At 57.7% G+C, this 11,716-nt stretch carries 11 protein-coding genes; 7 read left to right on the top strand and 4 right to left on the bottom strand.

Annotation, left to right across the window (positions count from 1 at the left end; translation table 11 throughout):
• Positions 1–24 precede the first annotated feature (24 nt).
• Complete coding sequence (gene hpxZ / locus L881_RS0105155; protein WP_025732646.1) at positions 25–417, top strand: oxalurate catabolism protein HpxZ; 393 nt, start codon at positions 25–27, stop codon at positions 415–417.
• Between the two features lie 170 nt (positions 418–587).
• Here the strand turns inward: hpxZ and uraH are convergent, their stop codons facing one another.
• From uraH to L881_RS0105140, 3 genes are read right to left on the bottom strand one after another with little or no spacing between them, the layout of a single operon-like run.
• The gene (gene uraH, locus L881_RS0105150) at positions 588–914 is read right to left on the bottom strand and encodes a hydroxyisourate hydrolase (RefSeq protein ID WP_025732645.1); all 327 of its coding nucleotides are present in this window, start codon (positions 912–914) and stop codon (positions 588–590) included.
• On the bottom strand, positions 911–1,411 hold the full coding sequence (gene uraD, locus L881_RS0105145; protein ID WP_025732644.1) for a 2-oxo-4-hydroxy-4-carboxy-5-ureidoimidazoline decarboxylase: 501 nt from the start codon (positions 1,409–1,411) through the stop codon (positions 911–913). Before uraD ends, uraH begins: the two co-directional genes overlap by 4 nt.
• Positions 1,389–2,780, bottom strand: coding sequence for a nucleobase:cation symporter-2 family protein (locus tag L881_RS0105140; protein WP_025732643.1), 1,392 nt, complete (start codon positions 2,778–2,780; stop codon positions 1,389–1,391). Before L881_RS0105140 ends, uraD begins: the two co-directional genes overlap by 23 nt.
• Before the next feature lie 357 nt (positions 2,781–3,137).
• Between L881_RS0105140 and hpxO the strand changes: the two genes are divergently transcribed.
• The 3 genes from hpxO to L881_RS0105130 all read left to right on the top strand — a co-directional run bounded on the left by hpxO (position 3,138) and on the right by L881_RS0105130 (position 5,941).
• The gene (gene hpxO, locus L881_RS0105135; RefSeq protein WP_025732642.1) at positions 3,138–4,292 is read left to right on the top strand and encodes an FAD-dependent urate hydroxylase HpxO; all 1,155 of its coding nucleotides are present in this window, start codon (positions 3,138–3,140) and stop codon (positions 4,290–4,292) included.
• Between the two features lie 235 nt (positions 4,293–4,527).
• Positions 4,528–4,662 carry a hypothetical protein gene (locus tag L881_RS14045; RefSeq protein WP_281172169.1) on the top strand — a complete coding sequence of 45 codons (135 nt, stop codon included), beginning with the start codon at positions 4,528–4,530 and terminating at the stop codon, positions 4,660–4,662.
• Between the two features lies 1 nt (position 4,663).
• A complete protein-coding gene (locus tag L881_RS0105130) occupies positions 4,664–5,941 on the top strand; it encodes an MFS transporter (protein ID WP_025732641.1) in 1,278 nt (425 codons plus the stop codon).
• A gap of 258 nt (positions 5,942–6,199) precedes the next feature.
• Here L881_RS0105130 and nhaA read toward each other — a convergent pair whose 3' ends face one another.
• Positions 6,200–7,351 carry a Na+/H+ antiporter NhaA gene (gene nhaA / locus L881_RS0105125; RefSeq protein ID WP_034578629.1) on the bottom strand — a complete coding sequence of 384 codons (1,152 nt, stop codon included), beginning with the start codon at positions 7,349–7,351 and terminating at the stop codon, positions 6,200–6,202.
• A gap of 239 nt (positions 7,352–7,590) precedes the next feature.
• Between nhaA and betI the strand changes: the two genes are divergently transcribed.
• The 3 genes from betI (at position 7,591) to betA (ending at position 11,698) form a co-directional block, all read left to right on the top strand.
• Positions 7,591–8,202 carry a transcriptional regulator BetI gene (gene betI, locus L881_RS0105120; protein WP_025732638.1) on the top strand — a complete coding sequence of 204 codons (612 nt, stop codon included), beginning with the start codon at positions 7,591–7,593 and terminating at the stop codon, positions 8,200–8,202.
• A gap of 54 nt (positions 8,203–8,256) precedes the next feature.
• Positions 8,257–9,726 (top strand): betaine-aldehyde dehydrogenase, encoded by a 1,470-nt coding sequence (gene betB / locus L881_RS0105115; protein WP_025732637.1) that lies wholly within the window; start codon positions 8,257–8,259, stop codon positions 9,724–9,726.
• A gap of 250 nt (positions 9,727–9,976) precedes the next feature.
• The gene (gene betA / locus L881_RS0105110) at positions 9,977–11,698 is read left to right on the top strand and encodes a choline dehydrogenase (protein WP_025732636.1); all 1,722 of its coding nucleotides are present in this window, start codon (positions 9,977–9,979) and stop codon (positions 11,696–11,698) included.
• Positions 11,699–11,716: the final 18 nt, after the last annotated feature.

The raw sequence follows: 11,716 nt of genomic DNA, 5'->3' as shown, positions 1-11,716 counted from the left end.
ATCAAAAGAGCATGGAGAGAAGCAGTGAGCAGTCAGATAACCATTAACCAGCCGCAGGTGCTGGCCGAAGTAACCGCGGCTTTTTATCGTTATGAAGAGGCGCTGGTCAGCAACGATATTGCAGTGCTGGACGAGCTGTTCTGGGAGGATGAGCACACGGTGCGGCTGGGTGCCGGAGAAAACCTTTACGGTATCGAGGCGATTCGCGCCTTTCGCAATGCACGACCAACAAAGGGGCTGGCCCGTGAATTACGCCATCCTCATATCGTCACATTTGGCGATGATATGGCCGTATGCAGTACCGAATTTACCCGGGAAGGAAGCGAACGCATTGGCCGCCAGCAGCAAACGTGGGTGCGTTTTCCCTGCGGCTGGCGAATCGTCGCCGCCCACGTTAGTCAGATGAATCAGGGGTGAGAGCAGGCAGAGCGGGCTATGGCTGAGAACAGGTAACCGCCCGCTCCTTCGTGCCTATTTCAGCAAGGGACGTGAATCAAGACCGCGCCGAATGAAATCCGAGGAGCGCCCCTCACAAACAACGGCACGCAACACCGTTAGAGGAGCGCGGATCAAGCGCCATTTCCCGCTTAGCTGCCGCGGTAGGTTGACCAGCCCCCCGGGGCGATCAAAAACGGCAGGTGATAGTGCTCATCCGCCGCGGACGACAGCACCGCATCTATCTGCGCCTGCACATACAAGGTGTCGCGCTCATGACGGGTAAACCAGTCGCCAATTTCTGCCACCAGTTGATAGCGCCCCGCTTCACACTCCCCGAACACCTGTGCGGAGATTCGCCCCTGGGCGTCAGTTGTGCTGGTGGCAACCACCTCACCTTCATGCAGCAGCGTAACAGCCACCCCTTGCGCCGGTTTGCCGGTGGAAACATCCAGAATATGGGTACTTAGTGTGCTCATTCGCCAATCGCTCCTGCCAGCCTCAATAAAGTAATTTCACGCAGTTGTGCCAAAGATTCCTTCACCTCTTCCTCTTCACTGTGGGTGAGTCGTTGCGTGAGTGCTTCCAGAATTTCCTCCCCACTACGACCTTTGGCACGAATCAGAAACACTCGGCCAAACTGCGCTTCATAGCGGGCATTGCCTTCACGAAGGCGCTCGGCGAGTGACGCATCCTGCTGATTCACCGCCGCCTGTTCCTGCCGCGACAGCGCCGCATGCGCCTGCTCGCCCGTGGGCCGCTCCCCGATGCGCGGGTGAGCGCTGAGTGCCTGATGAAGCTCGGCCTCCCCCCACTCCTGCGCACGCTGACTAGCAAAAGCCATCAGCGCCGCGTGATCCGCGTAGGGCCGCTGATCCACCACAGCCTCTGCCCATGCAGGAATGGCGACGCAGGGTTCGACAAGCTGCTGCGCATCGCTGCGCGGCAGATGATTAAAGTGATCGAGCGCGATCATCACTGCTCCTTTCTTCAGGCACCACTTCTTCCGGCGCCACAGCCTTTTTCTGTTGCGGAATAACCAGACTCAGGACAATTGCCACCAGCCCACCGCTGGCTGCCGCTGACCCTAGCAGGTTGCTGATAAATGTCGGGAAATTATCCAAAAACTCGGGAACTGAATGGATAACGAGGCCAACGCCAAAGGTCAGCGCCACGATCAGCACGTCACGGCGATCAAGCGGCGCCTGCATGATAATACGGATGCCAGCCACTGCCACACAGCCAAACATCACCATGGTTGCGCCGCCCAGCACCGGTGGCGGAATCTGACGCAACAGCTCGCCAAATGGCGGAAATAGCCCCAGAAGTACCAGGATGACGCCAATATAGCGCCCGACATAACGGCTCGCGACGCCGGTCATCTGAATAACGCCGTTGTTTTGCGCGAAGGTAGTATTCGGGAAGGCGCACAGCATGGCGGAGATCAGGCAGCTTATGCCGTCGGCCATAATGCCGCCCTTGAGCCGTGAGCGAAATTCCGCGTTACTGATCGAATGCCCCGAGATCATGCAATTGGCCGTCAGATCACCCACCGCCTCCAGCACACATACCAGCGAAATCAGCGCGATAGGCAGGAAAATCGCCCCATTGAACTGCACGCCGAAGGGAAACAGTTCAGGCAAACGAAACCAGCTATCGCCCACGCCTTCAAAGTGAAACTTGCCACTGAGCAACGCCACCAGACAGCCAGCGCCCATGCCGATCACGACCGAAGAGAGCCGTAGCCAGCTATTTTTCGCGCAGCTTAGCAGCACAATTACCGCCAATGTGCCTGCGCCCAGGGCAATGTTGCCAAGTCCTGCAAAATCCTGTGCATTCGTGCCGCCACACCAGTTCACCATGCTGACCTTGATCAGACTGATGCCGATCAGGGCAATTACGCTGCCGGTCACGACGGGGGTAAATATCCTCTTGAGCGGTTCAATGAAGCGGCTGACCACCATCGGTACCAGCGCCGCCACGGCGTTAACACCAAAAAGCATTGCCATGATGTCCTGCGGAGTGCCGCCCTGCTCCTTGATCCACAGGCCGCCGGCAATGGAGACGCCCACAAAGGCGAAACTTGGCCCCTGCATGCAGATCATCCCGGCACCGATGCCGCGTACGCGGTTGGACTGCAAGAAAGTGCCGATGCCGGAGGCGAGCAGCGACATGCTGATCAGGTAGGGCAGCCATTCACCCAGCCCCAGTGCACTGCCAATAATCAGCGGTGGCGTAATCACCCCCACCACTCCAGCCAAGACGTGCTGCAAGGCACTCAAGAAAGCGGGTAGCGGCGGAAGGCGCTGATCCAGACCATAAAGCAAGCCGTTGTTATCAGACATAATCATTCAGACCGTTGTGACCAAGCGTTACCTGTCCAGTGCACAAAGCAGGCCAGAGTGACAAGGAACGTAAAAATCGCCGTGATACGCTGAATTACTCATTTATTTTCAATGAGATAGAAAGTGAAAAATAATTATCCTTCGGAATGCCGGTTTCATCCTTCATCATGAAACCAATGTTTCAATAATATTTGATCGGAAACTTTTGACTCAAAAAAGCGCATTATCCGACGCTTTCGCACTACAAAGGTGCAAAATTAAGTGCTTTTCACCCCTGCGCCCCTTATTGGGCCGCGTTATTCAAAGCTGGTACGTAAATTGCTCTATAGCGTTACAACACATGATGAGGAGAACCCCATGAAAGCATTGGTCATTGGAGCGGGTATCGGCGGTTTGAGTGCAGCGGTAGCACTGAAAAACGCAGGCATAGCGTGTGAAGTGTATGAAGCCGTCAAGGAGATCAAGCCCGTAGGCGCGGCCATTTCCATCTGGCCCAACGGCGTGAAGTGCATGCGCCATCTGGGAATGGGGAAGATTATCGACACCCATGGCGGCCCGATGAATTTTCTCGCCTACAAGGATTACCGCAGCGCAGAGGACATGACCCAGTTCAGCCTGGCACCGCTGATCGAGCAGGCCGGCGAGCGCCCTTCTCCGGTGGTACGCAGTTTTCTGCAAGGCGATATGCTCGACTTCTGGGGGCGCGATGCCGTGCAGTTCGATAAACGGGTGACCCGCGCGGAACAGAATGAAAACGGCGTTACCGTCTGGTTTACCGACGGCACTTCGGCCCAGGGGGATATGCTGATCGCCGCTGACGGCAGCCATTCGGCGCTGCGCCCCCATGTGCTCGGTTTCACTCCCGAACGCCGCTACGCGGGCTATGTTAACTGGAACGGTCTGGTGGAGATTGATGAAGCGATTGCGCCAGCCGAGCAGTGGACCACTTTCGTCGGGGAAGGGAAGCGCGTATCGCTGATGCCGGTGGCCGATGGCCGTTTCTACTTCTTCTTTGATGTGCCGCTTCCCGCTGGTCTGGCAGAAGATCGCAGCACATTACGTGACGACCTTACCCGCTACTTCGACGGCTGGGCAGCGCCGGTGCAGCGCTTGATTGCAGCGCTCGACCCGCAAACCACCAACCGCATCGAAATCCATGACATAGAGCCATTCGAGAAGCTGGTACAGGGCAAGGTCGCGCTGCTCGGCGACGCCGCTCACAGCACCACCCCTGATATCGGGCAAGGAGGCTGTGCTGCCATGGAGGATGCCGTAGTGCTGGGCGCTTGCCTGCAAGAGCACGCGGATATTGAAACAGCGCTGCAACACTACGAACAGCAACGCTGCGAGCGCGTGCGTGATCTGGTGCTCAAGGCACGCAAGCGCTGCGATATTACTCATGGCAAGGATATGGCACTCACTCAGGCGTGGTATCAAGAGCTTCAGCAGGAGAGCGGCGAACATATTATCAGCGGCCTCTATAGCACCATTCAGGGTGGCCCATTGGGGTAACCTGCTGCACGGCCTCGCGATGTTCCGAACCCGTCGCCCCACGCCATAGCGTCGGGCGGCTGATTGTTCCCCTTCCGCCTGCGAGCGCTGTATTCCCTGGCTTCATGTTGATGATGCACGGAGCCAGGCCAGCCCGTTTTTCATCCTCAGTCGCCCCACTCTCCCTTCATGGGCTATCAGCGTTTAGTGGTGAATACGCCGTCATTGCTTGTCATGCAGATGCAGGCGTCACAAGATGAAAGTTCGTATCAGTGACAATACACCGCAGCAAGTGGCTCAGAAAGCCGTGCGGTTGATTCACTGCGAGATGGGGCTGGCGTACTTCAAGGCGTCACGGCACCTCTCGACCCGTCCTCTGGATCGGAGTTGACATGGTTGAATCCAGCGCAGCACATGCCCTTCCACCTACTTCCGTTGCTCGTGTTTCCCGTCTGTTTATTCTGCTGTATTGGCTAGCGGATATCGGCATTTTTCTCGCCGTGATGACGCCGGTCAGCATCACCATGGCGATTCGGGTCGCGGATCTGTTTCCTGACCATAAAGCGGCCTATCTGGGCATTATCCTCGGGATAGGTTCTCTGGGAGCGATGATTGCCAACCCGGTGTGCGGCTATCTGTCGGATCTGACCCGCACCCGATGGGGGCGTCGCCGCCCCTGGATACTTGGCGGCATGTGCATGGCGACACTGGCGCTCTGGGGACTGGGCGTTGCCACCTCGCTGCTCTCGCTGATTCTCTTCTGGTGTCTGGCGCAAACTGCCATTAACGCCGCACTCGCATCGCTGGTGGCCGTTATTCCCGATCAGGTGCCCAAACAGCAGCGCGGTTTTGTCTCGGCGCTACACAGCATGTCCACCACCCTTGCCATTATGGCGGGAGTGGTCGTCATCAACGTGGTCGGCACTGCGCAGGTGAGCATGTTCCTGATTCCCGCGTTGATTGGGCTGGCGTGCGCGCTGGTATTTGTGTGCTTCTTCAAGGAACCTCTGCCGGATGCCCTCCCGCCTCAAGAGCATCCGCTACTGGATATGAAGTCGGCCATTCTCAGGTTTCGGCGCCATCCCTTCTCGCACTCCGCCTTCTCTCTGGCATGGCTGAACACCTTCTTGCTGTTTTTCGGCAGCTCCATGGTGGGGGCTTATCAGGTCTATTTTCTGACCGACCGGCTAGGGTTTAACGCAGTCGAGGTAGCGCGCGGCATTTTTATCTCAACGGCGGTCACCGGTGCCTGCGTGGTGATGGCATCGTCGCTGACCGGCTGGCTATCCGACCGCATGGACCGGCGCAAACCGTTTGTGATGGGGGCGATTCTGATCTTCGCGGTGGGCGTGCTGATGCTGATTCTGACCCACAACTACTGGGGCTTTCTGCTGGCGGTTACCACTACCTCGTTAGGTTCAGCGATCTATGCCGCGGTAGATCAGGCAATGGTGATCGACGTGCTGCCTGACCATGAAACGAGCGCGGGGAAGAACATGGGGATTTTCAATATGGCGGTCATGGCACCGCAAGTGGTGTCACCCATCATAGCGCCATGGTTTTTGGATATCGGCGGTGCCGGCAACAACTTCAATGCCCTGTTTAGTGCCGCCATTGTCGTGGTACTGGCCAGTCTGGTGCCGATTTTCTGCATGAGGGGAGTGCGCTAGGGCAAGAGAAAAGGCGAGAGCGAGCACATGCCTTCTTCTACGTGCCTCCCTCGCCCGACTTCCTTGATACCGCTCCGCCTCTGCAACTTCTCAGCGGTGCGGTGTTATGCGCAGCCAGTCGTTGAGCGGCAAAATAGAATAAACCGGCTCTATCCCTCCCACGACTGACTCGATAACCAGAATTTATAGAAGACAAACAGAAACCAGCAGCACGGCAGGAAGGGGCACACAGCCTGCAGATCCCCCTTCCTGATACGTTTAGCTATCTGTTGCCGAAGCGCGACTGAAAAAGCGCAATAGTCCCCAGCCGAGCAGCCCCGAGAGCAATGAGCCGATAAAGACGCCCAAACGCGCATGCTCCTGTAGTTCAGGATGTTCAAAGGCCAGAAGGTTAACAAACAGGCTCATGGTGAAGCCGATACCACACAGCACTGCCAATGCGTATACCTGCAACCAGTTGGCCCCCTCGGGTCGTGGCGCGATACCAAACAGCGCGCAGGCCCGAATGGTCACAAAGATGCCCAGCTGCTTGCCCACAAACAGTGCCACCGCCACCCCCAGTACCACCGGTTGTGTCAGCATGGCGCCATCAAGTCCGGCTAACGATACTCCTGCATTGGCGAAGCCAAACACGGGAATAACGAGAAACCCGACCCATGGCCCCAGTCCGTGTTCAAGCTTCTCAAGGGGAGATTCCTGTTGACTGACCTTTTTGCCCTGCAGCGGAATGGTCAGTGCCAGCACCACCCCGGCCAGCGTCGCATGCACACCGGACTTGAGCACCAGCCACCACAGCACCACGCCCAGCAGCAGATAAGGAGTGAGCTTCACCACACCCAGCGCGTTGAGCAGAATCAGTACCAGCGTTACCAACCCCGCCAGCCCCAGGTAGAGCATTTCGATGTGGGCCGTATAAAAGAAGGCGATAATCACCACCGCAATCAGATCGTCGATCACAGCGATAGCGGTCAGCAACACCTTGAGCGATAGAGGCACGCGCGGCCCTGCCAGCGCCAGTACCCCCAGCGCAAAGGCAATATCAGTCGCCGTAGGAATGGCCCAACCATGCAGCCCTTCAGCGGAGCGGGCATTGAACGCCACATAGATCAAGGCGGGCACGATCACCCCACCGGCAGCCGCCAATCCTGGCAGTACCCTAAGCGACCAGCTATTGAGCTGACCGACGGCAAATTCACGCTTTACCTCCAGCCCCACGGTCAGGAAAAACAGCGCCATCAACCCATCGTTGATCCACTCTTCGATGGAAAGTCCTGCCGCATGGAATTCCAGCAGTGAATGATAGCCTTCACCCAGTGATGAGTTGGCGACGATCAGTGCTGCTAGGGCTGCTACCATCAATATGACGCCGGGGGCGCTTTCACTCTCCTTGAGTGCCGTCAATACGCGCATTAGCAAGTCATCCTTTACTTATGGCGCGGGCGCCACCACGGCGTCCCACTGGTTTATAAACAAACCATCATGGTAGCGAAAAAAAGCGGCACTTACTTCCCCCGTTGCGCTACCTGTCCCAACGTGCGCCATTTGACGAAGGAGTCTCTCGTTTTCCTTCCGTCATCTTTATTGATTGAACGTTCAATAAAAATAAACTACACTGCCTGCCATCTGAGTCGCACCATCGGGAGTGCTTCATGCCAAAGACAGGAATGGAACCGATTCGCCGCCGTCAGTTAATTGACGCCACCCTGGTCACCATCGACCACTTCGGTCTGGAAGACACCACCATTGCACGCATCGCTAAAAGTGCAGGGGTATCGGCTGGCATCATCAGCCACTACTTTGGCGGCAAGGATGGCTTGATCGAAGCGACTATGCGGGAAGTGTTGAGCCAGCTCAGCGCAGCGGTCGCCGAACGCCGCCGCATGACCGCCCCCGATGACGTTGAAGGCCATCTCAACGCCATTATTGAAGGCAACTTCGATCGCAGCCAGGTCAGCGAATCCGCCATGAAAACCTGGCTGGCATTCTGGGTGTCCAGCATGCACCGCCCGCAGCTCAAACGGCTGCAAAGCGTCAATGATCGACGCCTTTTTTCCAATTTGTGCTACCAGTTCAGCCGGTGTTTGCCGCCTGAAAAGGCACGCGACGCGGCCCGTGGTCTGGCTGCTCTAATTGACGGCCTGTGGCTGCGCGGAGCACTGATGCCGGAGCGCTTCGATATCGATGCTGCGCTCCGCATTGCGCGCCACTTCGCCTACGAACAGCTTCATTCATGTGACGGCCATTACGCGCTGGCACAGTAACGAATTCGCATTCAACGATTGACGCCGCACTCTTCATCTACCAGGAGACGTTTCATGAGCACTCTGCCGATTATTCAGCAATACATCGACGGTAAACTGGTTGACGCCACCTCAGGCAGCACCTTCGACACCGTGAACCCCGCCACCGGTGAGGTCATCGCTCAGGTGCAGGAAGCGTCCAGCGCCGACGTTGATCGCGCCGTCACCGCAGCACGCAAGGGCCAGCGGGAGTGGGCCGCCAAAACCGCCATCGAACGTGCACGTATTCTGAACCGGGCCGTGGCATTGCTGCGCGAGCGCAATGACGAGCTGGCCAAACTCGAATCCATCGACACCGGCAAGGCTCTCAGCGAAACCAGCGCGGTCGATATCGTGACAGGGGCCGATGTTCTGGAATACATGGCAGGTGCATCGCTCTCCTTTGAAGGTATTCAGCAGCCGCTGCGCAGCGACGCATTCTTCTATACCCGTCGCGAACCGATTGGCGTATGCGGTGCCATTGGTGCCTGGAACTACCCGATCCAGATCGCGCTGTGGAAGTCGGCACCTGCGCTGGCCGCGGGCAACGCGATGGTCTTCAAACCGAGTGAAGTCACGCCGCTTACCGCCATGAAGCTGGCCGAAATCTATACTGAAGCGGGCCTGCCCAACGGTGTTTTTAACGTGGTACACGGCGCAGCCGAGGTAGGCATCGCGCTGACCGATCATCCGCACATCGACAAGATTTCATTCACTGGCGAAGTCGGCACCGGCAAAAAGGTGATGTCCGCTTCTGCGGCTTCCTCACTGAAAGAAGTCACCATGGAGCTGGGCGGCAAGTCACCGCTGATCGTGTTTGCTGATGCTGATCTTGATCGCGCGGTTGAAGGTGCCATGGTGGCAAACTTCTTCTCGACCGGTCAGGTATGCACCAACGGCACCCGCGTCTTTGTCGAAAGCGCCATCAAGGAGAAGTTCGAGCAGAAAGTGCTGGAGCGTATCAAAGCACTCAAGGCAGGCGACCCGCTTGACGCTGCAACCAACTATGGCCCGCTGGTCAGCTTTGAGCATCTCGACAAGGTGCTGTCGTACTTCGATATCGCCAAACAGGATGGTGCCAAACTCCTGACCGGCGGCGAGCGCATGATTAACGGAGAACTGGCCAAGGGCGCTTATGTCGCGCCGACGGTCTATACCGATTGCAGCGATGAGATGCGTATCGTGCAGGAAGAGATCTTTGGCCCGGTCATGTCGATTCTCTCCTTCGAGAGTGAAGAAGAGGTTGTACAGCGCGCCAACAATACCACTTACGGTCTGGCGGGCGGCGTCTTCACCGAGAGCCTGAATCGCGCTCACCGCGTGATTCACCAGATCGAGGCCGGTATCTGCTGGGTCAACACCTGGGGCGAATCCCCTGCTGAAATGCCAGTAGGTGGCTACAAGCAGTCCGGCGTTGGCTTTGAAAACGGCGCTGAAACCCTCAAGCACTTCACCAAATCGAAGTCCATCCTGATAGAAATGGGTGAATTCCCCCCCGCGTTCTAAGCACGCGACCCGCGAGCCACGACAGCCTGAAAGCGTCGTTTGAACACGGCGCTTTTTTAAGCCCTCAACTGCGCCTCAACACCTAATGTGGCGCGGTGCTGTCATTCCGCTCGCGGGCACAACGCTTAAGTTCTGGCACTGCACTCTTCATGGCACTGCCCTCCCATCTTCCGGCGCAAACAGCGCCGGCCCCGACGATCTTGATGCCGTGCCTAACAAGGTGGCGGCACCTTTGACAAGGAGTTACCTGATGGCTGACCGCGAGATTCGAGAGTTCGATTACATCATCGTAGGCGCAGGTTCTGCGGGCAACGTGCTCGCTACTCGACTGACTGAAGACCCTTCGGTGACCGTATTACTGCTGGAAGCAGGCGGCCCTGACTACCGCCTGGATTTCCGCACCCAAATGCCCGCAGCGCTGGCGTATCCGCTGCAAGGCAAACGCTACAACTGGGCCTTTGAAACCGACCCTGAGCCGCACATGAACAATCGCCGCATGGAGTGCGGACGCGGCAAGGGGCTGGGCGGTTCGTCCCTGATAAACGGTATGTGCTACATCCGCGGCAACGCCATGGACCTTGATAACTGGGCGCAGCAGCCTGGCCTTGAGGACTGGAGCTATGCCGATTGCCTGCCCTACTACCGCAAGGCTGAAAGCCGCGATATAGGTGCCAATGATTACCACGGCGGCGATGGCCCGGTGTCAGTCGCCACGTCCAACGTCAACGACAACCCGCTCAACCGCGCCTTTGTAGAAGCGGGCAAGCAGGCAGGCTTTGCGGAAACCGACGATCTTAACGGTTATCGGCAGGAAGGTTTCGGCCCCATGGATCGCACCGTCACCCCGCAAGGGCGCCGTGCGGCGACCAGCCGTGGCTATCTCGACACGGCCAAACAGCGTGCCAATATCACCATCGAAACCCACGCCACTACCGACCGCGTACTGTTCGAAGGCAAGCGGGCGAGCGGCGTTGAGTATCTGCGCAACGGCACGCGCCAGCAGGTACAAGCGCGTCGTGAAGTGCTGGTATGCAGTGGTGCCATCGCCTCTCCAGCCTTGCTGCAACGTTCAGGGGTGGGCGATCCAGCGTGGCTTGCCGAGCTGGGCATTGATGTCGTGCATGAACTGCCGGGAGTAGGCAAGAATTTGCAGGATCATCTGGAAATGTATATCCAGTACGAGTGCAAGGAGCCGGTATCTCTCTACCCTGCGCTGAAACTCCAGAATCAGCCCAAAATCGGTATGGAGTGGATGCTCAAGGGCACCGGTCTTGGTGCAAGCAACCACTTCGAAGCGGGCGCCTTCACGCGTACCAATGAAGCAGAGCCATGGCCCAACGTGCAGTACCACTTCCTGCCGCTGGCGATCAGCTACAACGGCAAGAGTGCCGCTGAAACCCACGGTTTCCAGGTACATGTTGGCTCCATGCGTTCGCGCAGCCGAGGCCGCATCAAGCTGACTTCGCGCAATCCTGAGGACGCACCCAGCATTCTGTTCAACTACATGAGCGACCCACAGGACTGGGTTGAATTCCGCGACTGCATTCGTCAGGCCCGCGACATCATCAATCAGCCAGCGTTTGACAGGTTCCGTGGCCCTGAAATTGCACCAGGTGCCAGCGCACAGAGCGATGCCGAGCTGGATGAGTTTGTCAGAAGTCATGCTGAAACGGCCTATCACCCCTGTGGCTCATGCCGCATGGGCAACGACGACATGGCGGTGGTCGATGGAGAGGGGCGCGTACACGGCATTGAAGGTCTACGCGTGGTGGATGCCTCGCTGATGCCGCTGATTGTGACCGGCAACCTCAACGCTACCACCATCATGATGGCCGAGAAGATCGCTGACCGCATTCGTGGCCATGAGCCCCTCGCCAGGAGCACCGCCGACTACTTCAAGGCGGAGACTCAGGGTGAAGCCGCCAGCGATCTTGGCCCCATTCCTGGCAGAAAACTCACTTCCGCCTACTAAGACCGTGCAGGCTAGCCG

The sequence above is a fragment of the Carnimonas nigrificans ATCC BAA-78 genome (assembly GCF_000526695.1).
Classification (GTDB): Bacteria; Pseudomonadota; Gammaproteobacteria; order Pseudomonadales; family Halomonadaceae; genus Carnimonas; species Carnimonas nigrificans.
Note: the sequence above shows the minus strand (reverse complement) of the source record. Positions and strands in the feature narration are given on the sequence as shown.